This is a genomic window from Henriciella pelagia (assembly GCF_002088945.1).
GTDB lineage: Bacteria > Pseudomonadota > Alphaproteobacteria > Caulobacterales > Hyphomonadaceae > Henriciella > Henriciella pelagia.
In genome coordinates, this window is sequence record NZ_NCSU01000007.1 from 628,125 (window position 1) to 649,659 (window position 21,535).

The following is a 21,535-nucleotide window of genomic DNA, read 5'->3' on the forward strand; positions in this document are numbered from 1 at the left end:
TCAGAGAGCGTCCAGCGTGTCCGAAATGGCCTTGACCAGCGCTGCGGTGGGTTCGCACCCGGCTGAGAGGCGGACATAGCCTTCCCTGACGGCGTCACCCCAGCGGGCGCGGCGTTCGGCGGATGTCTGGATGCCGCCAAAGCTCGTCGCGGCAAAGATGGCGGGGCAGTCGGTGATGAAGCGTTCGGCGGTTGCGGCATCGGCGAACGTCACACCGATCACAAATCCCGGTTGTGCCATCTGCGCCGCTGCGATCCTGTAGGACGGGTCGTCGGCGAGGCCGGGGAAGCGGACGGCCTCCACCGCCTTGTGGCTGTAGAAGAGATTGGCCAGCGCCTGGGCATTCGCGCACATGCGGGCGAGGCGAAGTTCGAGCGTCATCAGGCCGCGATAGGCCAGATAGGCTTCGGCGGGACCGGGTGTCGAGCCTGCAAGCTTTCGCCAGTTGCGTATGCGCGCCATGATTTCCGCGTCGCGACCGGAGACGTGGCCAAAGAGCACGTCCGAGTGCCCGGCGAGCGCCTTTGTATCGGATGAGACGGTGAGGTCGGCGCCGAGGTCCAGCGGGCGCTGCAGGAGCGGGGTGGCCGTCGTATTGTCGACGATGACGAGCGCACCTGCCGCATGAGCGCGTTTGGTTATCGCGGCGATGTCGCAGACGTCGAGACCGGGATTGGACGGGGTTTCGATCCAGACAAGGTCAAAACGGTCGAGCGCATGGCCGGTCATGTCAGCGGTCGGGATTTCGACGGTTTCGATCTCATGCTGGCGGATGAATTCATTCAGCAGGACGCGGACGGTGTAATAGCCGTCCGAGGGAAGGAGCAGTTTCGATTTCGGCTTCAGGGTCGCCATCAGCGCGGCGGTGACAGCCGCCATGCCTGAGGGGAAGCAGATGGTTTCAGCATCTTCGAGAGCACCGATCGCGCTCTCGACAGTGCCCCAGCCGGGATTGTCGAAGCGGCCATAGGGGAAGGGGTGATCCGGATCGCCGGGCAGGGCGTATTTGGCAGCGTTCACAATTGGCGGCGTCAGGCTTTCGCCCTTGCCAATACTGGAAGCGCGCTTGTGCAGCATCGCCATGATGCGGGCATTCGTGCTGGCGTCGTCAATGCTCATGCGGGGCTCTTTCGGAGTCTCGTTCCGGCATAGCGTGCGCATGGCCGGGTTTCAAAGAAATTGGCAGGTCCCCCGGCACACTATTGTCGCACCCCGGGTGATAGGGTATTTACCCTAAAAAACATAATTGGGAGGAACATATGGCCGATAGCGCGCAACTCATCGATGATGTTGTCGACAGGAATTTGCATGGACCGATCGATCAGGTCGATCCGAGCGAGGCGGTGCTGTTTGAGACCGAAGCGCATCACGACGTCTTCAAACGCCTGCGCCGGGAAGACCCTGTTCACTTTCTTCCCGACAGCCCGTTTGGCCCATACTGGTCGATCACGCGGTTCGATGACATTGTTACCGTGGACTCCAATCACAAGGTGTTCTCGTCGCAGCCGAGCATTGTCATCGGTGACCCGACAGATGACTTCCAGCCGCCCATGTTCATCGCCATGGATCAGCCCAAGCATGACGTTCAGCGCCGCGCTGCCCAGCCCGCTGTGGCGCCATCACAGCTTTCGGACCTCGAAGCGCTGATCCGCCAGCGTGTCTGCACCATTCTCGACGATCTGCCGGTCGGAGAGACGTTCAACTGGGTCGACAAGGTCTCGATCGAGCTGACGACGCAGATGCTGGCGACGCTGTTCGATTTTCCGTTCGAGGACCGTCACAAACTGCCATTCTGGTCGGATGTGACGACGACGACCGAAGCGGTTGGTGCGGCGGGCGCTGACATGGAAGAGCGAAAGCGGCACCTGCACGAATGCCTCGAATATTTCTCCCGTCTGTGGGTGGAGCGAGCCAGCCAGCCGCCGAAATTCGATTTCATTTCCCTGCTGGCACACAATCCAGAGACGAAGGACATGATCAAGAATCCGATTGAGCTGCTCGGCAATCTGATGCTGCTCATCGTTGGCGGAAATGACACGACGCGCAATTCGATCACGGGAGGGGTATATTTTCTCAACAGGTATCCCGAACAGTATGAGAAGCTGAAGGCCGATCCCTCGCTCATCCCGAACATGGTGTCGGAGATCATTCGCTATCAGACACCGCTGGCACATATGCGCCGGATCGCCCTTGAGGATTTTGAGCTGGGCGGAAAACTGATCAGGAAGGGCGACAAGGTGGTCATGTGGTACGCTTCCGGCAATCGCGATGAGGACGTCATCGACCGGGCGGACGAGTTCCTGATCGACCGCAAGCGTGCGCGCCATCATGTGGCCTTCGGCTTCGGCATTCATCGCTGCATGGGCAACCGCGTTGCCGAGATGCAGTTGAGAATCCTCTGGGAAGAGATCCTGAAGCGCTTCGACAAGGTGGAAGTCGTCGGTGAACCGGAACGCGTGCAGTCGAATTTCGTGACCGGCTATACCAAACTGCCAGTCGTGCTGCACCCGAAGCGGTAATGGCAGCAGGCACGCGCGAAAGGATCGTTGAGACGGCGCGCCAGCTGTTCAACCGGCTGCATTATGCCAATGTCACGACGGCAATGCTGGCCGAGGCAGTGGGCATTTCAGAAGGCAATCTCTGGTACCACTTCAAGACCAAGCGCGACCTGCTTGAAGCGATCACGGGTGATTTCCTCGAGCGGAATGCCGCCCGCCTCGCGGTTCAGCCGGACCAAGCTGACATTCTTGGGTCTTATGTGGCCTATCTCGGCGCACTCGCCGGGGAGCTGCGCCAGTTTCGCTTCCTCTACCGCGACCAGGCCGATTATGGCGCGCATACAGAAGCGTTGAACGAAGCGCTGCCTGATATTTACGCCGGATCGAGGAACAACTTTTGCGCCTTCTTTCGTGCCATGAAGGATCAGGGCGCGCTCAACATTGACGATGACGAGATTGCGGACCTCGCGGTCAATGCGATCCTGGTGCTTCGCTATACGCTGGAATATTTACGGGAGTCGGGACAAGCCGACACGGAAGGATCCGGGGCCGTCGCACGCGGCATCCGCCAGCATCTCACATTGTTCTCGCACCGCCTTTCCCCAGCGGCGCGACTTGAACTGGAGCGGCGGATTGATGCACTAGAGAAGGGTCGCTTGAAAATTCGTGACGCCTGCGTCATGAATGCTCAATAATCGTCGGGGGAACCGCAGTTTGGACCTGTCTCAGTCAAGGAAGATTGTCATTATTGGCGGCGGCCAGGCAGGCGCTCAGGCTGTGCAGTCGCTGCGTCTGTTCGGCTATGAGGGCGACATCACGCTTGTTGGCGACGAAGCCGCGCTTCCCTATCAGCGCCCACCGCTTTCCAAGGCCTATATGAAGGGCGAAATGGCCGAGGACCGGCTCTATTTCAAACCGGGATCCTGGTATGAGGACAATAATGTCGAGACCCTTCTTTCCCAGAAGGTGGAGGCAATTGACCGGTCAGCGCGCGAAGTGCGCCTTGAGCATGGCGGCCACCTGTCCTATGACGCCCTGATCATTGCGACCGGGTCCCGCCCGCGCGCGCTGCCAGTCGAAGGGGCGGCGCTGGACAATGTGTACGACCTTCGCGGCCTTTCAGATGTCGAGCATATCCGGCCAAAGATGATCGAGGGCCGCAACCTGGTAATCATCGGGGCTGGCTATATCGGTCTCGAAGCTGCTGCGGTTGCCAGCCAGCTGGGCCTCAAGGTCACGGTGCTTGAAATGGCCGACCGCGTGCTCGCCCGCGTCACCAGCCCGGTCATCAGCGAATTCTACGAGACCCAGCACAAGGCCCACGGCGTTGATATCCGTACAGGCGCACGCCTTGCTTCGCTGAAAGGAAGGGATGGCGCTGTCAGCCATGCCGTTCTTGCGACGGGTGAAGAAATTGAGGCCGACATGGTCCTCGCGGGGATCGGCATCCTGCCGAATACCGAGCTTGCAGAAGCCGCCGGCCTGCCCTGTGCCAACGGTATCCTGGTCGATGAGGATGCGCGCACGTCCGATCCGCGCATATTTGCCGCAGGCGATTGTGCGAGCCGCCCACTGGTCCACTACGGGCGCCGGGGCCGGCTGGAAAGCGTGCACAATGCGATTGAGCAGGGAAAACTTGCCGCCGCAGCCATCATGGGAAAGCCGCGTCCGACGCTGGACTGCCCGTGGTTCTGGTCTGACCAGTATGACCTCAAGCTGCAGATTGCCGGACTGTCGACCGATTATGATGAAATCGTCGTGCGCGGATCGCCCGAAGACAAGAAATTTGCGGCCTTCTACCTGAGGGCCGGCCGCCTGATCGCTGTGGACGCGGTCAACAGCCCGCCGGAATTCCTGGCGTCGAAAAAGCTGATCATCACCGGTGCAGTCATTGCGCGTGAACGTTTGAGTGATACATCCGTCAGCATGAAAGAAATTGCGGCTGAGGCCGCCTGAGGAGATAGCTAGAAATGCCGAAAATTATTTACGTCGACCATGAGGGCACTGAGCGCCCGATCGAAGCCAAGAATGGCGAAACGGTCATGGAAACGGCGATCAAGAATTCCATCCCCGGTATCGATGCCGACTGCGGCGGCGCCTGCGCCTGCGCAACCTGCCACGTCTATGTCGATGAGGCCTTCATGCCGAAGGTGGGCGAGCCTGAAGACATGGAACAATCCATGCTCGACTTCGCCGAGAATGTTCAGTCCAATTCGCGCCTGTCCTGCCAGATCACCGTTTCCGATGAATTGGACGGCCTGAAAGTGACCACGCCGGAGAGCCAGCACTAAGGTGCGCTATAGCGAGCTCATTGCGGGGCTGAGGCGGGGAACCGCCGGACGCATCGAGACCACGATTCCGGACAGCTGGATGCAGGGGCGCACCACTTATGGCGGCCTCACTGCGGCCTTGTGCCTTGAATCGGCGAAAGAACTTGTGCCGGACATGCCGGTGCGCGCCGCTCAGGTCGCATTTATTGGCCCGGTGGGCGGTGAGGTCGTGATCTCTCCTCACATATTGCGGCGAGGCAAGTCATCGGCCTTCGTGAATGTCGACCTCGTCAGCGAGGGCGGCATCATGGCCCGCTGCATCTTTACGTTTGGCGCGCGGCGGGATTCGGAAGTCGACCAGAAGTCGCGCCAATGCCCGGACGCGCCGGGCCCCGAAGCGTGTGAGAGCTTCTTTGGCGAGCGGCGACCCAACTTTGCGCACAACTTCAATATTCGCATGGTCAGCGGCGCTCGGCCCGTTTCTGGCGCGAAGCATGGCGACATGGTCCTCTGGCTGCGTCACAAGGATGAGGGTGCTTTGTGGGATCCGACGACAATCCTGTCACTCGCCGATGCGCCGCCGCCCGCCGCGTTGTCCATGCTCACCAGGCCGGCACCGATCAGTTCGATGACATGGATGGCGGAATTCCTGACGGATGACATCCGGACGGTTGAAGGCTGGTTTCTCGTGCATCATGAGGCACAGGCGACGAAGGATGGCTATTCCAGCCAGTCCATGCGCATGTGGAACCGTGACGGTGATCCGATCATGATTGGTCGTCAGACCATCGCGATGTTCGGTTAGGGCTGCGTCTCGTCCGGCGCGCCCGGGCGCAGACGTGCGTTCAGTGTTGCATATTGCGAACCCGCCGCAGCGCCAGCATCGGCAGCTGTCAGTTCCACCGTCATGGCATCACCACCGCTGCCTGACGTGAAGACGCGGCGATACTTTCCGTCTGACTGGGGGTAGCCTGCATCGATTTCGGTGTATCCGAAACCAGATTGCAACACGCCGCTGCCGACAATGTCGAGCGTGACCTTTGTGGGCAGGCTGATGGCCTTGACCTCGCAGACCTGTCCCTGCTCGTATTGCAGCTGCACGAGCGCCTCAGCCATCTGCCAGACCTGCACTGTTTCGGAAGGGAAGAGTGAAATCTTGTTCGCATCAAGCTTGCGCAGCTTTGTGGCATTCCGGACTTCGAAGGCCTTCAGCGCCTTGCCGGTTTCCATGGCGATAAGGCAGTGGCTGAGAACGCCGTCGGCAAAGGCCTGAACCCCTTCGCCCTGGGTGATTGTGGCGCCCGGCCTGTAGCCAGCCCGGTCTTGCGGTGCGATGCAGCCGGCCAGCAGGGCGGCTGCGCCGAGGCCCACTATGAGATGATGTGTCATGCAACTCTCCCTGGCAGGAGAGGTATAGCAGCGGCCGATCAGGACCGGCAAACGCTTTGGTTCATCGCAGATCTCGGATAAGACGAATGCCAAATCGCGAAAGGGGCAATATGAGCGATCAGATCCATATTGAGCGGACAGGACGAACGGCCACGGTCCGTTTCGATACCGGCTCAACGTCGAACGCGCTCAGCCAGTCCCTGATCAGGAACCTCACTGAAGTCGCTCGCGAGTTTCGAGCTGCCCCCGACATCTCGACGGTGATACTGACCGGACGATCCGACAATTTCAGCATGGGCGCTGATCTCAAGGACCCTGACCGTGCACGACTGGCAAGTGCCGGCCTCGGCGAGCGCAGGATCATCCAGCGGCTGGGGCCGGACCTTTGCGAAGCGTGGGAGCGCGTTGACGCGATGACGATTTGCGCCATCGAAGGCTGGTGCATTGGTGGGGGAATGGCATTGGCCGCCGCGTGCGACCTTCGCGTCTCATCCGAGACCGCCACATTCTATGTCCCGGAAGTCGAGCGCGGCATGAATATGAGCTGGGGGGCAATACCCCGCTTTGTCGCCCTGATTGGCCCGGCGCGAACCAAGAGGCTGGCAGCACTGTGTGAGAAAGTGAGCGCAGAACAGGCCATTCAATGGGGGTTGGTTGACTATTCCAGCTTACCCGGCAGTGCTGTGAAACGGGCGCAACAGATTGCAGAAGAGGCTGCCGACCTGCCACCAACAGCGCTGAAAATGGTCAAGCAGGATGTGAACGTGTCGGCGTTTTCGTTGGCGCGTGCAACGGCTCACCGGGACCTTGAAGCCTTTCTGCTTATGCAGGAATCGGATGACTTCAAGGAAGGTGTGGCGGCCTTTCTCGAGGGGCGCAGTCCCCGATTTACGGGTGACTGAATAGCGGCCTGCTGAAGGCGATCGCGCCTAGTGGACGACTGCGGCCTTGAGATCGGTCAGATAGTCGATCTGGGCCTGCAGGGCGCCCTGGTGAGGGCTGTCCTTGCCTTCAGAGAGAAGCTTGGACCTGGCTGCTTCCAGATCCTCACTGACCTTTGCGGCGTCGACCTTGGAAAGATCGACGGCTTCTTCTGCCAGGATGGTGAGGCCGGCCGGCGTCACATCGGCAAAGCCGCCGCGCACGAACAGGCGCATGGCGACGGTGTCGCCTTCGAGAACGCGGACCACACCATTCTTCAGCGTCGTCATGAATGGGGCATGGTTCACCAGCACGCCAAATTCGCCTTCCGATCCCGGAGCGATCACGTGATCGACGTCGCCGGAGAACAGCTCCTTGGCGGGCGATACGAGAGAGAAGTGAAGTTTGTCAGCCATGATCGGTGATCCAGTGTCTTCGTCGTGGTGTCCCTGCCGGCGGCGTGGCTGCCGGCAGGGGTATTTGGTTCAGGAAAAGCGCGACTTACGCGTCTTCCATCATCTTTTCGGCTTTCTTGATCACCTGGTCCATGTTGCCGACCATGTAGAAGGCCTGCTCTGGAAGGTGGTCATACTCGCCAGCGATGAGGCCCTTGAAGCCCTTGATCGTGTCTTCGAGCTTGACCTGCTCACCCGGCGAGCCGGTGAAGACTTCAGCCACGTCGAACGGCTGGGACAGGAAGCGCTCGACCTTACGGGCACGGGCAACGACCATCTTGTCGTCTTCGGAAAGCTCGTCCATGCCGAGAATGGCGATGATGTCCTGAAGTTCCTTGTAGCGCTGCAGGATTTCCTGCACGCCGCGGGCGACTTCATAATGCTCTTCACCAACGACCATCGGGTCGAGGATACGCGAGGAGCTGTCGAGCGGGTCCACAGCCGGGTAGATACCTTTTTCCGAAATGGCGCGGTTGAGAACCGTCGTTGCGTCGAGGTGAGCAAACGAGGTTGCCGGGGCCGGGTCGGTAAGGTCGTCTGCAGGAACGTAGACGGCCTGGATCGAGGTGATCGAACCCTTGTTGGTGGAGGTAATACGCTCCTGGAGCTGACCCATGTCGGTGGCCAGCGTCGGCTGGTAGCCCACAGCGGACGGGATACGGCCAAGAAGTGCAGACACCTCAGCGCCGGCCTGGGTGAAGCGGAAGATGTTGTCGACGAAGAACAGGACGTCCTTGCCTTCCTGGTCGCGGAAGTACTCAGCCTGGGTGAGGCCGGTCAGGGCGACGCGGGCACGGGCACCTGGAGGCTCGTTCATCTGGCCGTAGACCAGAGCCACGCGGCTGTCGCCTTCGAGGTCGATAACGTTCGACTCGATCATTTCGTAATAGAGGTCGTTGCCTTCGCGGGTGCGCTCACCCACCCCGGCGAAGACCGAGTAACCGCCGAACAGTTTCGCGATGTTGTTGATCAGTTCCTGAATGAGAACCGTCTTGCCAACGCCGGCACCGCCGAACAGGCCGATCTTGCCGCCTTTTGCGTAAGGGCAGAGCAGGTCGATAACCTTGATACCGGTCACGAGGATCTCGGCTTCGGTCGACTGGTCGACAAATTCCGGGGCCGGAGCGTGGATCGGGGCGCGCTTCTTGGTCTCAACCGGGCCGCGCTCGTCGATCGGCTCACCGATGACGTTCATGATGCGGCCGAGCGTTTCAGGACCAACAGGAACCTGGATCGGTTCACCAAGGTCGGTCACCGGGTGACCGCGAACGAGGCCTTCGGTGGAGTCCATGGCGATGGTGCGGACCGTGTTCTCACCGAGGTGCTGGGCAACCTCGAGGACGAGGCGGTTGCCGTTATTGTCGGTTTCCAGGGCGTTCAGGATGTCGGGCAGGTGGCTGTCAAACTCGACGTCGACGACGGCACCGATCACCTGTGCGATCTTGCCGGTTGCGGTCTTGCTGCTCATGCGAGGCGTCTCCTTGGGAGCGGGTGTAGATTTTGGTGTCGGGGCCGGCTTTGATTTGGCCGCCGGCTTAGGGGCAGATTCGGTTGCAGACGCAGCTGCGATGGCGGGCGCGACGTCTTTCAGCTTCACGCCGCCCTTCTTCTCGGCTTCGGCAGGCTTGCAGACGCCGCAGGCACGCGTGTCCTTCTGCTTCAGCGAGGTGGCTTTCTTGTTGGCCGCCGCGAAGGTGTCAAAGGGGCCGTGCCACTTGTCGTCATCATTGGTCTGGTCGCCGCCGACGCCCTGGCCGTTATTGCAATAGCGGCAGTCCGCCGTATGGATGCGGGCGCGCTTGTTGCCGAAGTTTTCGTAGATCCAGAAATTCATCGCGCGTCTCCTACAAGGCCTCTGCACCGGAGATGATCTCGATCAGCTCCTTGGTGATCTGGGCCTGACGGGCCCGGTTATATTGCAGGGACAGATTGTCGATCATGTCGCCAGCATTGCGGGTGGCGTTGTCCATGGCTGTCATCTGGCTGGCATAGAAGCCGGCCGAGCTTTCCAGCATGGCGGAAATGATCTGCGTATTGATGTAGCGCGGCAGGAGCACTTCCAGAATCTCTTCCTGTGCTGGCTCATACTCATAAATTGCGCCTTGAAGGTCGACGGTCTCGGCATCTTCCGGGGCTTTTGCCGGGATGAGCTGCTGGGCGACCGGAACCTGGCTGAGGACGTTCTTGAACTGGCTGTAGACCAGCGTCGCGACATCGAACTCACCGAGATCAAAGCGGGACGTCACGTCATGGCCGAGGCCGATGCCGGCGTCGGTATAGTCATTGCCGCGGATTTCGGAGAGGTCGACATGGCCGATGAAAAGCTCGGCATAGTCGCGCTTCAGCTGTTCGCGGCCCTTCTTGCCGACCGTCAGGACCTTGACCGTCTTGCCGTCGCCAACCAGTTCGCGAATGAGGCGGCGAGCCTCTTTCACGACATAGGAGTTGAAGCCGCCGCAGAGGCCGCGTTCCGCCGTCAGGACAATGACCAGATGGGTCTGTTCGCTGCCCGTGCCGGAGAGGAGTTTCGGGCCACCTGAGCCCTCACCCATCGAACCGGCAAGATTGGCGACAACGGCGGACATGCGCTGGGCGTATGGCCGGGAGGCCGAAGCGGCATCCTGGGCGCGCTTCAGCTTGGCCGCGGCCACCATCTGCATGGCCTTTGTGATCTTCCGCGTGGATTTCACGCTGGCGATCCGGTTTTTCAGATCCTTAAGGCTGGGCATTGCTCAGCTCCTGCTCGCGTGTCGTTCTCAGGCGAAGGACTTGGTGAAGTCTTCGAGGGTCGATTTGATCTCTGCTTCGATCTCGTCGGTCAGCGCTTTCTCCTTGCGGATTTTCGCCAGGAGGTCCTTTTTCGCGCCGCGAAGGTGCGTCAGAAGCTCTTTCTCGAAACGGGTCACGTTGCGCACAGCGACATTGTCGAGATAGCCCCGGGTACCGGCATAGATCACGACGACCTGCTCTTCCATCTGCAGCGGCGAGAATTGCGGCTGCTTGAGGAGCTCGGTCAGGCGCTCGCCGCGGCCGAGAAGGCGTTGGGTTGCGGCGTCGAGGTCGGAACCGAACTTCGCAAACGCGGCCATCTCGCGATACTGGGCAAGTTCACCCTTCATCGAGCCGGCAACTTTCTTCATCGCCTTGGTCTGTGCGGCAGAACCAACGCGGGACACCGAGAGGCCGACGTTCACGGCCGGGCGGATGCCCTGATAGAAGAGGTCGGTCTCAAGGAAGATCTGACCGTCGGTGATCGAGATGACGTTGGTCGGAATATAGGCCGACACGTCGTTTGCCTGGGTTTCAATGATCGGCAGGGCGGTCAGGGAACCAGAACCGTGGTTCTCGTTCAGCTTTGCCGCGCGCTCGAGCAGGCGGGAGTGAAGGTAGAAAACGTCGCCCGGATACGCTTCGCGGCCTGGTGGGCGGCGCAGCAGCAGGGACATCTGACGGTAAGCAACGGCCTGCTTGGACAGGTCATCGTAAATGATGAGGGCGTGCATGCCATTGTCGCGGAACCACTCGCCGATCGTGCAGCCGGTGAACGGTGCAAGATACTGGAGCGGGGCCGGCTCGGAAGCGGTTGCCGAAACGATCACGGTGTAGTCGAGGGCGCCGCGCTCTTCGAGCGTCTTGACGACCTGCGCAACCGTGGAGCGCTTCTGGCCGATAGCGACGTAGACGCAGAACAGCTTCTCGCTGTCGTCCTTGGCCGCTTCGTTGGTCTGCTTCTGGTTCAGGATGGTGTCGACACAGATGGCGGTCTTGCCGGTCTGGCGGTCACCAATGATCAGCTCGCGCTGGCCGCGGCCAACCGGGATCATGGCGTCGATGGCCTTGAGGCCCGTCATCATCGGCTCGTGGACCGATTTGCGTGGCAGGATGCCGGGGGCTTTCACGTCAACGCGGTTACGCGAAGCGACATCCTTCAGGGCGCCCTTGCCGTCGATCGGCTCACCCAGCGGGTTCACGACGCGGCCGAGAAGACCCTTGCCGACTGGCGCAGCAACGATTTCGTTCGTGCGCTTGACGGTGTCGCCTTCCTTGATGCCGCGGTCGTCACCGAAGATAACGACGCCGACATTGTCAGCTTCGAGGTTGAGGGCCATGCCCTTGATGCCGCCGTCGAATTCGACGGTTTCACCGGCCTGGACATTGTCGAGGCCATAGACGCGGGCGATGCCGTCACCGACGGACAGAACCTGTCCAACGTCAGAGACTTCGGCCTCTACGCCAAAGTTTTCGATCTGGGATTTCAGAATGCCTGAAATTTCTGCAGCGCTGATGTCCATCGAGCCTCTAAGCTCCCTTCATGGCGGTGTTCATACGTTCAAGTTTGGAGGCGACACTGGCGTCGATCAGGGTAGATCCGACGCGCAGCTGGATGCCGCCAATGAGGCCGGGAACGACCTCGGTTTCGAGTTCGACGTCGCTGCCTACAGCTTTTGCCAGGACAGCTTCAAGCTTCTGGCGCTGCGGCGCGGTCATTTCTTCTGCGGTCCGCGCAATGGCGCGTTTGACGCCGCGGTGCTTTGCATAGAGCTCGTCGAAATGGCCGGCAGCGCCGACAATCTCGTTGGAGCGGCCATTGGTGGCCATGGTGGCAAGGAAGCTTGCGACCGTCTTCACGAGACCGGCTTTCTCGGCAATCGCCTTGAGAGCCTTGGTTTTCTCGTCGCGGCTGAAAGCTGGGGACTCGAGCAGGCGGGTCAGGTCTTCGCTGTCCTTTGCCATTTTGGCAAAGCTTGCGAGATCGGTGTCCACGCGTTCGAGTTCGCCTTTTTCCTTGGCGAGGTCAAATAGCGCGCTGGCATAGCGCCGCGCGGTTTCATTTGCAGGGGAGGCGGAAGCTGCGGCCAAGACCTTTTTCCGTCTGTTGAGGGCGGATGCCCGGGGTGTGAAACATGGGGTGTGGGCTGGTGGCAGAGCCCCAACCCAACGCTTGGCAGGGCGCTTAGCACTTCGTTTGGAGGCTGACAACATGGCCGCAGCGGTAGAGGCGCGACCGATTGGCACAATCAGTGTCTAAAGGAAGGAATGCGGATCAATATCGGCCGAGACGGTGATCGCTTAAGGTGATCTAGTGTATTTTTTGCCGCGCGATGCTGGCTTCTATCGCAATGGGTATTAGCGCCCCGACAAGAAGGCCTGTTATCCAGATGGGAAAAGTGCCGAAAATCAGAAGTATCAAGCCGGGCACAGCAAAGCCAAACCCTATGAGTCCGACGAAGCCGTAAATTGTCCAGATCGCGAGATCGGTCGCGTTTCTTGTGCCGACACGCAAAGCGGACACTACTGATGCGCCAATTCCGATAGACACAAGAACAATCGCAGCGATGCCGGTGACTTGAGCGTCCGGCATTTTCCAAATGGTTGTCCCGCATGTCAGGCAGATGAGCAGAACAGCGAGCAATGCATCGAGCATTATCACCCAACGTGCGCTTGCTTTTGCCGAAGGTCGTTCATCTGACGCGATCAAGGCGAGCCTGTCCTATGCTTGAGGGCATTGTCTTCTGATACGGCCTTTGCCGCAATGCGCCATATTCGACCTGCCGCGTCTAGCTACGCTACAGAAACGAGTATGGATCAATATCAGCCGAGACGCGGACCTGCGAGGGCAGCTTCATCGCGCTGAGCCAGGCGGACATATAGGCCGAGAGGTCCACGTCGCGGGGGCTGGTGATGAGGAAGCGGATGCGGTGGCGCCCTCGCAGGATGGAGATAGGGGCCGGGGCCGGGCCGTAGACGGTAACGCCTTCGCCGTTGGGCGCGGCCTGTCCGGCGATCTTCCCAGCTTCCTGGATGAGCTCTGGCGAGGGCGCGGACATGATCAGCGCGGCCATGCGCCCGAACGGCGGGAGCATCAGCTCGGCACGGACATCGCGTTCGATCTGCAGGAAGCCGTCGCGATCTCCAGCGGCGAGCGCGATCATGGCCGGGTTTTCGGGGCCATAAGTCTGGATGAGGGCTCGGCCGGGATGTTCGGCGCGGCCTGCGCGGCCTGCGACCTGGCTGAGGAGCTGGTAGGTGCGCTCACCGGCGCGAAGGTCCCCGCCTTTCATGCCGCTATCTGCGTCCACGACGCCGACGAGGGTGAGCTTCGGAAAGTTGTGGCCTTTGGCGACGATCTGCGTACCGATCAGCACGTCGATCTCGCCGGCCGCCATGCGGTCGACAATGCCGCGCGTTTCTTCGCCTGAGCGGGCCGTGTCGGAGGAAAAGATTTCGATGCGGGCTTGCGGGAGGAGGGTGCGGACTTCTTCGGCGACGCGTTCCACGCCGGGGCCGACGCCCATGAGCGAGTCCTTTGCGCCGCACATCGGACATTTCTCAGGCTTCGGTATGGACCAGCCGGTCAGGTGGCAGACAAGGCGGTTGGTGTAGCGGTGCTCTGTCAGCCAGCTTTCCGTGGCAGGGCTTTTGAGGCGCTCGCCGCACGCCTTGCAGATGACGAGAGGGGCATAGCCGCGCCGGTTCAGGAAGAGGAGCGACTGCTCTCCCGCTTCCAGCGTTTCGACCAGGGCGCGCGAGAGAAGCGGCGACAACCAGTTGCCCTTTTCGGGCGGGTTGGTGCGCAGGTCGACGAGTTCGACGTCCGGAAGTTTCGCGGCACCGGGGCGGGCCGAAAGCTTGAGGCGCTGATAGCGGCCCTGTTCGGCGTTCACCATTGTTTCAAGCGCAGGTGTTGCAGAAGCAAGGATGATCGCCGCATCCTCCAGCTTGGCGCGCATTACGCCCATGTCGCGGGCATGATAGGTGACGCCGTCTTCCTGTTTGAACGAGGTGTCATGCTCTTCATCGATGATGATGAGCTTCAGATTGCGGAACGGCAGGAAGAGCGCCGAGCGTGCGCCGATGACAATGCGGGCGCGGCCATGAGCGGTCTCACGCCATGTGCGGCGGCGTTCTGCATCCGACAGGCCGGAATGCCAGGGGGCAGGCGGCGCGCCGAACCGGGCTTCGAAACGCGAGAGGACGGCCTGCGTCAGCGCGATTTCCGGCAGGAGGACGAGGATTTGCGCATCATCGGCCTTTGAGAGCGCTTCTGCGATGGCTTCGAAATAGACCTCGGTCTTGCCGGAGCCTGTGATGCCGTCGAGGAGGAAGGGCTGGAAACCGCCTTTGGCGACAGCGGCTCGCAGCGCCTTGCCGGCCTCGGCCTGTTCGCCGGTGAGGTGGTCGCCGACACCGAAATTGGTCGGCTGGGGGTAGGGCAGGTCTGTGTCGACCTCGCGGGCTTCGAGCGCGCCGATATCGACAAGGCCTTTGACGACTCCGGGGGAGACGCCAGCCTGCCGGGCGAGTTCTGCCGCGCTGGTCGGTCCTGCATCGCGGGCGGCGTCGAGCACCTTGATGCGGGCATCCGTCATCCGGTTGGAGCGGTGGCCGGTGGGCACATAGATGGTCGATGTTGGGGAAGGCCGGAGCCCGCCGCGCGCGCGCAGCACCATGGCCAGAACATGGCCGGGATGGGCAACATTGTAGCGCGCGGCAAAGCTTACGAATTTTCGCATCGCCTCGGGCATGGGTGGGGTAGGAAAGACATCGAGGACGGGTTTCAGGTCCCGCTCGTCATCCGGTTTTTTCTCGACGACCTCCCAGACGACGCCGGTCCGCTCGATCTTGCCGAGCGGGGCGCGCACATAGCTGCCGGGGCGGGCGTCCATGCCATCGGGAATGGCATAGTCGAACGGCTCTGGCAGCGGGAGCGGGAAGAGGATGCGGGCGAGTTTCATGTCTGGGGAGGGTTTAGTGTGCGTGGGTGATTCCGTCACGTAGGGTGTGGCATTCATGCATCCCAAGCTGAACGCATCGCCCTCGTCCTTCGACTTCGCTCAGGATGAGGGCGAATGGCAACGTATCAGAAGAGCTCATCCTGAACGTGGTTCAACAGGCTCACCATGAGGGTCGAAGAACGGGCCCGCATGCTTCAATCACCTCTTAACCTTGCTCACCGACACTTTGCGGAGATGGAAATCCTCACCGCCTTTCTGGACTATGTCGAACGCGAGCGCCGGCTCGCGGCCAATACGGTTGAAGCCTATGGCCATGACCTAGCGAGCTTCTTCGGCTTCCTGAACGGCCACCTCGGTGAGGACATTGGTATCAAGGCGTTTCGCCACCTGCATGCCTCTGACATTCGCGCGTTTCTCGCCAGGCGTCGCCGCGAGGGGCTGTCGGATGCCTCGATTGCGCGCGTGCTGTCGGCCATCAAGAGCTTTTATCACTGGCTTGACCGGCATCACGGCATTGAGAATCCGGAGATCGCCTTCCTGCAGGGGCCGAAACGCGGCGCGCGCCTGCCACGGCCAGTTTCAGTGTCGGCGGCGAAAGACATGATCGAAACAGCTGAGGCTTTCGCAGAAGAGCCGTGGATTGGCGCGCGCGACGTGGCCGTACTGACACTGCTTTATGGCGCGGGCCTTCGTATTTCCGAAGCGCTGGGGCTCAATGGCGATGTTCGTCCGGCGCCAGAGCGGCTGCGGATCACCGGCAAGGGCGGAAAGGTGCGGATCGTTCCGCTGATCCCGGCAGTGCGCAAGGCGATGGACGATTATGTGCGCTACTGTCCCTACACGATCAGCAAGGAAACGCCCTTCTTCTATGGCGCACGCGGCAAGCGGCTGCAGCCAGCCATTGTGCAGAAAACTGTGCAGGTGCTTCGCGGCGCGCTTGGCCTGCCGGAGACGGCAACGCCGCATGCGCTGCGCCACGCTTTCGCGACGCACCTCTTGGCGCATAGGGCAGACCTTCGCGCCATCCAGACACTGCTTGGGCATGCGAGCCTGTCGACTACGCAGGTGTATACGGGCGTCGATTCGGAGCGTTTGCGGGCAGTCGTTGCCAGCGCCCATCCGCGCGGGTGAACCGAAACAGGTTTCAATCCGTTAATCTGGTATGCCGACCTCAAACGAGCTTGCCGAAGAGCGGACAGATCTTGCCCAGGACCGAACGGACTGGGCCGAGGACCGGACAATCCTAGCCAATGAACGAACGTTTGCGGGGTGGATGCGAACCGGACTGGCATCGGCCGGTATCGGTCTCGGTTTTCAGGCAATCTTCCGCGCGGTTGAGCCCACCTGGCTTGCCAAAGTCGGGGCGAGTGTCTTCCTGATGATCGCCATCATCGTTTTCTGGCTGGCACAGGCCAAGGCCTGCAGCCTTGCCAAACGCATGGACGCGCATGCAGCCAAGCCGATGGGCCACTCCAATTTCAGGCGTATATCGCTTCTCTTCATCGCAGGGACAGTCACGCTGGCGACAATCCTCTGGCTTCTTTAAGACCAAAGTGCGATTGACCTTGATCACCGAACGCTGAACAAGCGCGGCGATGCCTGTCTGGATCCCGATCACGATCGCCGCTACCTTCCTGCAGAATGTGCGCTCACTGTTGCAGAAGAAGCTGCGCGACCGGCTGAGTGTATGGGGCTCGACGGCGGCGCGTTTCATCTTCGCAGCACCGCTCGCAATCCTTGTGGCGCTCGGCTTGTGGACGGTGACAGCGACAGAGCTTGCCGCGCCCGGCCCGGATTTTCTGGGGTTACTTGTTGTAGGCGGCCTCGCGCAGGTCCTTGCGACCGGTTTCATGATCCACCTGTTCTCCTTCCGCAACTTCGCGGTCGGGACGGCGTTCACGAAGACCGAAGCGCTGCAGACGGCGCTGATAGGGCTCGTCATACTGGGCGAGACGCTGAGCCTTCCTGCGCTGGCGGCGATCATGGCCGGACTGGTCGGTATCCTGCTGATCTCGCTCCCAGCTGGCCCGGATGGGGCGAGGTTCCGCTTCGACCAGCGAATTGTCTATGGCCTCCTGTCTGGTGGGCTGTTCGGCGTGTCTGCTGTCTGCTTTCGCGGGGCCTCGCTGTCCCTTGGGGATGGGCCGGCAATCGTGCGCGCGAGCGTCACGCTGGCCTGCGTCCTCGTCTTCCAGTCGCTCGCGATTGCTGCATTTCTGAAGCTGCGTGAGCCCGGAGAGCTGTCGCGCGTGTTTGGCGCGTGGAAGATTACCGGGCTGGTCGGCCTTGTCGGCATGGCAGCGTCGCTCTGCTGGTTCACGGCCATGGCCATGGTCAATGCAGCGCTGGTGCGGGCCGTCGGGCAAGTCGAGATCGTCTTCACGATCGCGACCTCTTACTTCTTCTTCAAGGAGACGATCAGCGCGCGAGAATTTGCAGGGCTGGCTATTCTGACGGCGAGTATTGTGGCGTTGATTCTGCTGGCGTGAGGGTCAGTTGTCCTTGTTGAGCCCGTAGCGTTTCGCCATTGCCTTATCGACCATGCGCTTCGGCAGCAGGGTGGGGATTGTCCAGTTGGTGAGCTTGTTCGGCACCGGCGCGTAGCGGGCCTTCGGGCTGGCATCTGTAAGGGCGGTCTCGATGACTTCGGCTATCTTCTCAGGTGGCAGGCCGTCGCGTCCGCCTTTCAGCATGACGTCTGCGAAGGTCTCGATGGATTTTGCCCAGACCGAATTGGCATAGGGCTGGTTCCTGTTCATGTCCTCGGCCTTGTCCCAGATCGGCGTTTTCACCGCGCCCGGGCCGATGGCGGTGGCGTCGATACCGTAGACCATCAGCTCGCGGCGGAGCGCATCGGTGATCGCCTCCACGGCATGTTTCGTGGCCGCATAAGCGCCGAGGAATGGGGCCGACAGGCGCCCTCCGACCGATGTGATATTGACGATGCGGCCCTTGTCGCCGGTGCGCGCCTCATCCATGCCGAGCAGGGGCAGGAAGGCCTGCGTTGCCCGCATCAGGCCAAACACATTGACGTCGAAATGCTGTTCGAACTCATCCATGGGCTGCAGCGCGAGCGGGCCCATATTGGCGATGCCGGCATTGTTGACGAGGCCGCCCAGCGTCATGCCGTCCAGAGCGTTGGACACGGTCTCGACCGCCGCTTTGACCTGGTCCGGTTTGGCAACGTCGAGGATAAGCGGGACGATGTTGCTGTTTGCCTGCTTGAGCGGCTCACCATCGGAATGCTTGCGCACGCCCGCAAAGACCTTCCAGCCCTTGCCGGCCAGATATTCAGCGGCGGCCCGCCCGATGCCGGTGGATGCGCCTGTAATGACGACAGTTTTCATGGAGTGCTCGCTTCGCCTGAGGGATTATTTGAATAGACGTAGGCGTGCCGGCAGAAAATTCGAGCCGCGTTTGCGTTCAATCTTCTGGCGGATCGTTCGAAATGACCCGGAGCTGCGGTTTCTGGCGCTTGGGGCGAGGCGCTGCGTCAGGTTTTTGCGGAAGCTCCGAGCCGCGAATGACGCCGAGCGTGGGTTTCTGCCTTTTCGGTGGCAGAGGCGGCGGCGCTTCGGATTCGACATCCTCGTCGAGCTGGCGCACACGCGGCGTGTAGGCGAGCTTTTTCTTTGAGCCTAGCGGCTTGCGGGTCTTGAAGCCGCCGCCCTTGCCACGCGCTTTCTTGTCGATCTCTTTCAGCTTGCGGGTCTGAAGGGCTGACATCGGCTCTTCGAGATTGCCCTTTTCAGGGTCTGCGAAGGCCGAGCCATAGGTCTCAATGCGTTCCTCGACCTCTTCGAGGAATTCCTTTTCCCAGTCAGAGAGTTCCGGGCCCTCACCGCGCGCAGCAAGATCGGCAGCCTTGCGCAGCTTACGCAAGGCCTTCCGCTTCTTTCTCTCATCAATTTCGCGCGGCATGACGCCATTAATCTAGGCGGGTTTCGCCCAAACGCAAAAGGTGTGAGCTGAGGCTAGATCTCGCCAAGAGCGATCAGATAGGTCTCGAGGATCGCTTCGGCTTCCTCGCGCTCCTGGCGGTCCTGCTTGCGGATACGGATGACCTGCCGGAGCGCTTTGGTGTCGTAGCCCATGGACTTGGCTTCCGCGAACACGTCCTTGATCTGGTCGGCGACTTCTTTCTTCTCTTCCTCGAGACGCTCAATGCGCTCGATGGTGAGGCGCAGCTTTTCCTTGGCGGCTTCTGTCAGCTTTCCATCATCCATGGGACGGTCCTTCGGTTAACCTTGTCGACGCCCGGCGTTCTAGTGAAGCCGGGACAAATTGGCGACCCCTGACTACAGGTGGGGCCGAGCGAGGATGAACTTATCCACACGCATTTGTGTATCGACGGTAAAGCGAGGCAAACTATATCCGCAGACATGACACACATCACCTCATTCTTCACCCGCCGTGCCCTGCTTCTGGGCGGGGTGGCTGGCACGGTGCTGGCGGCCTGCACAAACAGGAGTACGGCAGAAACCTCCAGCGCCGCCGACAGCGAATATGCCGAAACCGAATGGCGAGAGCTGACCTCGGATGAGTGGCGTGAGCGGCTGTCGCCTGCAGCTTTCGCCGTCCTGCGCGAAGAAGACACCGAGCGCGCCTTTACCTCTCCGCTGAATGACGAAAAGCGCGAAGGCATTTTCCACTGTGCAGGCTGCGACCTGCCACTGTTCAACTCCGACTGGAAGTATGACAGCGGCACAGGCTGGCCGAGCTTCTGGCAGTTCATCGAGGGCAATCTCGGCACCAAGCCGGATAACAAGCTCTGGATGGAACGGACCGAGTATCACTGCGCCCGCTGCCTCGGCCATCAGGGACATGTCTTCAAGGACGGTCCGGCACCGACAGGGCTCAGATACTGCAACAATGGCGTTGCGCTAACGTTCAAGCCGGCGAGCGCTTAGCGCTTTGCGCGTTTTTTCTCCCTCCCTCGACAGGCTCAGGATGAACGGGGGAGAGGATGGCGGTGTGCCAGGGGGCAGCCGCTTTTTCAGCGGCCGAATGGTTCGACTTCGCTCACCATGTCGGCCTGATGCAAAGTCAGAAAAAGCCCGACATGGTGAGCGAAGTCGAACCATAGCGGGCGATTAGTCGAAACGATTGCGACTATCGCCCCCCCTTCTGGGGAGGGCCGGGGTGGGATCAGCCGCCAAACGTCGTCCCGTCGCCCTCTTCGTCAGTGATCATCGTATTGGGATTGTTCGGGTCCTTGTGTTCATAACCGCGCTGGTCGGGGCTGACGAACAGGTCCATCTGGCGCGGATCGACCTGTTTCTTGCGCCGTGACGGCCGGGTGCGGCCGTGGCGGAAATAGAGATCGTCGGTGTGATCGGCTTCTTCGGCCTTTTTCTTCGGCCGGGCGGCCGCTTTGGGCTTTTCGGGCTGTGGTCTGGCCGTCTTCTTCGATGCCGTATTGCCAAGCTTCCAGTAGGTGATGGCGAGCACGGGCATGCCGTCGGCGTCTTCATAGGTCTGGATGAAGCCCTTTGCCTCGCCCGCTTCGGCTTGCTTCATTAGCGCCGGGAGGTCCTTGCTGGGCGGCTTCAGCCATTCTGTCTCCAGCGACAGGACGGGTGTGTCTCCCGCCAACTCTTCGGCCTGGTAGCGGGTGCGTGCAGCATTGCCCACGCCTTTCAGGGCGTCTTCGGCGGTCCGGGCAAGGGGATAGGCTAGGCTCATGGGGCTTCAGCTAGGCAGTGTTTGTTCAACCGTCCAGATGGCGGTGCATCAGGACAGTGATATCAGGTCCGCAGGTGCAGGTTCTGCGCCAAAATTCAGCCGGTTCGCGGCAAGCCGGGCAAAGCGCAGCGTCACAGCCTTGCGGCGGGCCGCTGCTATCGGGGTCTTTGCTGGCGCCCGAAGGACGGCGCCGCCAAACCCGTCCGCCACAATGAGCCCGGCTTCATCCGGAATGAGGTCCTTTGGAAACCCATGGCCCACGGCGAAATAGAAGTAGTCGCAGAATGGGCGGTAGTCCGGCCATTTTCTGTCTGCACGGAAGTCAGCAATGGAGCTTTTCACCTCTACAATTGTCACCTCGCCCTTTGGGCAGATGGCGGCAATATCGGCGCGCCGCCCATTGGCCAGCGTCATTTCGGTGACGCCGGCAAGGCTCATATCGCCAAACAGGCGTAATACGCCGCGGCAGATATCGCTGGCGCAGGGGTTGAGGTGATCATCAGCCATCACCGCCTCCACTAAAATCAGTTCTTGATTTGTTCGAAGGTGTCCCTGTGGTGGCGTCGAGTCAAGAAAAAAGC

General features: G+C 60.9%; 24 protein-coding genes. 10 read left to right on the top strand and 14 right to left on the bottom strand.

The window, feature by feature from the left end:
* Entirely contained in the window at positions 1–1,119 is a 1,119-nt protein-coding gene (locus B8746_RS05815) for a cystathionine gamma-lyase (protein ID WP_084392398.1), read from the bottom strand.
* 140 nt (positions 1,120–1,259) lie between these two features.
* Between B8746_RS05815 and B8746_RS05820 the strand changes: the two genes are divergently transcribed.
* From B8746_RS05820 to B8746_RS05840, 5 genes are read left to right on the top strand one after another with little or no spacing between them, the layout of a single operon-like run.
* Positions 1,260–2,519 (top strand): cytochrome P450, encoded by a 1,260-nt coding sequence (locus B8746_RS05820; protein WP_084392401.1) that lies wholly within the window; start codon positions 1,260–1,262, stop codon positions 2,517–2,519.
* Complete coding sequence (locus tag B8746_RS05825; RefSeq protein ID WP_084392403.1) at positions 2,519–3,193, top strand: TetR/AcrR family transcriptional regulator; 675 nt, start codon at positions 2,519–2,521, stop codon at positions 3,191–3,193. Before B8746_RS05820 ends, B8746_RS05825 begins: the two co-directional genes overlap by 1 nt.
* A gap of 19 nt (positions 3,194–3,212) precedes the next feature.
* Entirely contained in the window at positions 3,213–4,454 is a 1,242-nt protein-coding gene (locus B8746_RS05830) for an NAD(P)/FAD-dependent oxidoreductase (protein ID WP_233123960.1), read from the top strand.
* Positions 4,455–4,468: 14 nt separating this feature from the next.
* Positions 4,469–4,789 (top strand): 2Fe-2S iron-sulfur cluster-binding protein, encoded by a 321-nt coding sequence (locus B8746_RS05835; protein ID WP_084392406.1) that lies wholly within the window; start codon positions 4,469–4,471, stop codon positions 4,787–4,789.
* Position 4,790: 1 nt separating this feature from the next.
* A complete protein-coding gene (locus tag B8746_RS05840) occupies positions 4,791–5,573 on the top strand; it encodes a thioesterase family protein (RefSeq protein WP_233123963.1) in 783 nt (260 codons plus the stop codon).
* On the opposite strand, the gene B8746_RS05845 is transcribed toward B8746_RS05840, so the two are convergent.
* A complete protein-coding gene (locus B8746_RS05845; protein ID WP_084392408.1) occupies positions 5,570–6,157 on the bottom strand; it encodes a hypothetical protein in 588 nt (195 codons plus the stop codon). The genes B8746_RS05840 and B8746_RS05845 overlap by 4 nt on opposite strands.
* Positions 6,158–6,267: 110 nt before the next feature.
* Between B8746_RS05845 and B8746_RS05850 the strand changes: the two genes are divergently transcribed.
* Positions 6,268–7,059, top strand: coding sequence for an enoyl-CoA hydratase/isomerase family protein (locus B8746_RS05850; protein WP_158084545.1), 792 nt, complete (start codon positions 6,268–6,270; stop codon positions 7,057–7,059).
* A gap of 27 nt (positions 7,060–7,086) precedes the next feature.
* On the opposite strand, the gene B8746_RS05855 is transcribed toward B8746_RS05850, so the two are convergent.
* The 7 genes from B8746_RS05855 to B8746_RS05885 form a co-directional block, all read right to left on the bottom strand.
* Positions 7,087–7,494: a F0F1 ATP synthase subunit epsilon gene (locus B8746_RS05855; RefSeq protein WP_084392413.1), complete on the bottom strand. Its 408-nt coding sequence runs from the start codon at positions 7,492–7,494 to the stop codon at positions 7,087–7,089.
* Positions 7,495–7,579: 85 nt separating this feature from the next.
* Positions 7,580–9,367, bottom strand: a complete 1,788-nt coding sequence (atpD, locus tag B8746_RS05860; RefSeq protein WP_267905927.1) for a F0F1 ATP synthase subunit beta — start codon at positions 9,365–9,367, stop codon at positions 7,580–7,582.
* Between the two features lie 10 nt (positions 9,368–9,377).
* The gene (locus B8746_RS05865; protein ID WP_084392416.1) at positions 9,378–10,262 is read right to left on the bottom strand and encodes a F0F1 ATP synthase subunit gamma; all 885 of its coding nucleotides are present in this window, start codon (positions 10,260–10,262) and stop codon (positions 9,378–9,380) included.
* A gap of 27 nt (positions 10,263–10,289) precedes the next feature.
* Positions 10,290–11,825, bottom strand: a complete 1,536-nt coding sequence (atpA, locus tag B8746_RS05870) for a F0F1 ATP synthase subunit alpha (RefSeq protein WP_084392418.1) — start codon at positions 11,823–11,825, stop codon at positions 10,290–10,292.
* A gap of 7 nt (positions 11,826–11,832) precedes the next feature.
* Entirely contained in the window at positions 11,833–12,393 is a 561-nt protein-coding gene (gene atpH, locus B8746_RS05875) for an ATP synthase F1 subunit delta (protein WP_084392420.1), read from the bottom strand.
* Between the two features lie 220 nt (positions 12,394–12,613).
* Positions 12,614–13,012 carry a hypothetical protein gene (locus B8746_RS05880; RefSeq protein WP_143434532.1) on the bottom strand — a complete coding sequence of 133 codons (399 nt, stop codon included), beginning with the start codon at positions 13,010–13,012 and terminating at the stop codon, positions 12,614–12,616.
* Between the two features lie 88 nt (positions 13,013–13,100).
* Positions 13,101–15,326: a primosomal protein N' gene (locus B8746_RS05885; RefSeq protein ID WP_233123965.1), complete on the bottom strand. Its 2,226-nt coding sequence runs from the start codon at positions 15,324–15,326 to the stop codon at positions 13,101–13,103.
* Between the two features lie 132 nt (positions 15,327–15,458).
* Between B8746_RS05885 and B8746_RS05890 the strand changes: the two genes are divergently transcribed.
* From B8746_RS05890 to B8746_RS05900, 3 genes are read left to right on the top strand one after another with little or no spacing between them, the layout of a single operon-like run.
* Entirely contained in the window at positions 15,459–16,400 is a 942-nt protein-coding gene (locus B8746_RS05890; protein ID WP_233123967.1) for a tyrosine recombinase XerC, read from the top strand.
* 31 nt (positions 16,401–16,431) lie between these two features.
* The gene (locus B8746_RS05895) at positions 16,432–16,815 is read left to right on the top strand and encodes a YidH family protein (RefSeq protein WP_084392430.1); all 384 of its coding nucleotides are present in this window, start codon (positions 16,432–16,434) and stop codon (positions 16,813–16,815) included.
* Positions 16,816–16,864: 49 nt separating this feature from the next.
* The gene (locus B8746_RS05900) at positions 16,865–17,758 is read left to right on the top strand and encodes a DMT family transporter (RefSeq protein ID WP_084392432.1); all 894 of its coding nucleotides are present in this window, start codon (positions 16,865–16,867) and stop codon (positions 17,756–17,758) included.
* Between the two features lie 3 nt (positions 17,759–17,761).
* Here B8746_RS05900 and B8746_RS05905 read toward each other — a convergent pair whose 3' ends face one another.
* The 3 genes from B8746_RS05905 to B8746_RS05915 form a co-directional block, all read right to left on the bottom strand.
* A complete protein-coding gene (locus B8746_RS05905; protein ID WP_084392434.1) occupies positions 17,762–18,616 on the bottom strand; it encodes an SDR family oxidoreductase in 855 nt (284 codons plus the stop codon).
* Positions 18,617–18,692: 76 nt separating this feature from the next.
* Positions 18,693–19,190, bottom strand: a complete 498-nt coding sequence (locus B8746_RS17220) for a hypothetical protein (protein WP_188657430.1) — start codon at positions 19,188–19,190, stop codon at positions 18,693–18,695.
* Positions 19,191–19,243: 53 nt separating this feature from the next.
* Positions 19,244–19,495: a DUF2312 domain-containing protein gene (locus tag B8746_RS05915; RefSeq protein WP_084392437.1), complete on the bottom strand. Its 252-nt coding sequence runs from the start codon at positions 19,493–19,495 to the stop codon at positions 19,244–19,246.
* Between the two features lie 156 nt (positions 19,496–19,651).
* Between B8746_RS05915 and msrB the strand changes: the two genes are divergently transcribed.
* Positions 19,652–20,179, top strand: coding sequence for a peptide-methionine (R)-S-oxide reductase MsrB (gene msrB / locus B8746_RS05920; RefSeq protein WP_084392440.1), 528 nt, complete (start codon positions 19,652–19,654; stop codon positions 20,177–20,179).
* Positions 20,180–20,417: 238 nt separating this feature from the next.
* Here the strand turns inward: msrB and B8746_RS05925 are convergent, their stop codons facing one another.
* Both B8746_RS05925 and mmcB read right to left on the bottom strand, forming a co-directional pair.
* The gene (locus B8746_RS05925; RefSeq protein WP_084392443.1) at positions 20,418–20,954 is read right to left on the bottom strand and encodes a hypothetical protein; all 537 of its coding nucleotides are present in this window, start codon (positions 20,952–20,954) and stop codon (positions 20,418–20,420) included.
* A 48-nt stretch (positions 20,955–21,002) separates the two neighbouring features.
* Positions 21,003–21,461: a DNA repair putative endonuclease MmcB gene (gene mmcB, locus B8746_RS05930; protein WP_084392445.1), complete on the bottom strand. Its 459-nt coding sequence runs from the start codon at positions 21,459–21,461 to the stop codon at positions 21,003–21,005.
* Between the last annotated feature and the right edge of the window lie 74 nt (positions 21,462–21,535).

Excerpts from the sequence above, each read along its gene's own strand:
- B8746_RS05815 (WP_084392398.1), bottom strand. The coding sequence starts at position 1,119 with ATGAGCATTGACGACGCCAGCACGAATGCCCGCATCATGGCGATGCTG.
- B8746_RS05820 (WP_084392401.1), top strand. The coding sequence starts at position 1,260 with ATGGCCGATAGCGCGCAACTCATCGATGATGTTGTCGACAGGAATTTG.
- B8746_RS05825 (WP_084392403.1), top strand. The coding sequence starts at position 2,519 with ATGGCAGCAGGCACGCGCGAAAGGATCGTTGAGACGGCGCGCCAGCTG.
- B8746_RS05835 (WP_084392406.1), top strand. The coding sequence starts at position 4,469 with ATGCCGAAAATTATTTACGTCGACCATGAGGGCACTGAGCGCCCGATC.
- B8746_RS05845 (WP_084392408.1), bottom strand. The coding sequence starts at position 6,157 with ATGACACATCATCTCATAGTGGGCCTCGGCGCAGCCGCCCTGCTGGCC.
- B8746_RS05850 (WP_158084545.1), top strand. The coding sequence starts at position 6,268 with ATGAGCGATCAGATCCATATTGAGCGGACAGGACGAACGGCCACGGTC.
- B8746_RS05855 (WP_084392413.1), bottom strand. The coding sequence starts at position 7,494 with ATGGCTGACAAACTTCACTTCTCTCTCGTATCGCCCGCCAAGGAGCTG.
- atpD (WP_267905927.1), bottom strand. The coding sequence starts at position 9,367 with ATGAATTTCTGGATCTACGAAAACTTCGGCAACAAGCGCGCCCGCATC.
- B8746_RS05865 (WP_084392416.1), bottom strand. The coding sequence starts at position 10,262 with ATGCCCAGCCTTAAGGATCTGAAAAACCGGATCGCCAGCGTGAAATCC.
- atpA (WP_084392418.1), bottom strand. The coding sequence starts at position 11,825 with ATGGACATCAGCGCTGCAGAAATTTCAGGCATTCTGAAATCCCAGATC.
- B8746_RS05885 (WP_233123965.1), bottom strand. The coding sequence starts at position 15,326 with ATGAATGCCACACCCTACGTGACGGAATCACCCACGCACACTAAACCC.
- B8746_RS05890 (WP_233123967.1), top strand. The coding sequence starts at position 15,459 with ATGCTTCAATCACCTCTTAACCTTGCTCACCGACACTTTGCGGAGATG.
- B8746_RS05895 (WP_084392430.1), top strand. The coding sequence starts at position 16,432 with ATGCCGACCTCAAACGAGCTTGCCGAAGAGCGGACAGATCTTGCCCAG.
- B8746_RS05900 (WP_084392432.1), top strand. The coding sequence starts at position 16,865 with ATGCCTGTCTGGATCCCGATCACGATCGCCGCTACCTTCCTGCAGAAT.
- B8746_RS05905 (WP_084392434.1), bottom strand. The coding sequence starts at position 18,616 with ATGAAAACTGTCGTCATTACAGGCGCATCCACCGGCATCGGGCGGGCC.
- B8746_RS17220 (WP_188657430.1), bottom strand. The coding sequence starts at position 19,190 with ATGCCGCGCGAAATTGATGAGAGAAAGAAGCGGAAGGCCTTGCGTAAG.
- B8746_RS05915 (WP_084392437.1), bottom strand. The coding sequence starts at position 19,495 with ATGGATGATGGAAAGCTGACAGAAGCCGCCAAGGAAAAGCTGCGCCTC.
- msrB (WP_084392440.1), top strand. The coding sequence starts at position 19,652 with ATGACACACATCACCTCATTCTTCACCCGCCGTGCCCTGCTTCTGGGC.
- B8746_RS05925 (WP_084392443.1), bottom strand. The coding sequence starts at position 20,954 with ATGAGCCTAGCCTATCCCCTTGCCCGGACCGCCGAAGACGCCCTGAAA.
- mmcB (WP_084392445.1), bottom strand. The coding sequence starts at position 21,461 with ATGGCTGATGATCACCTCAACCCCTGCGCCAGCGATATCTGCCGCGGC.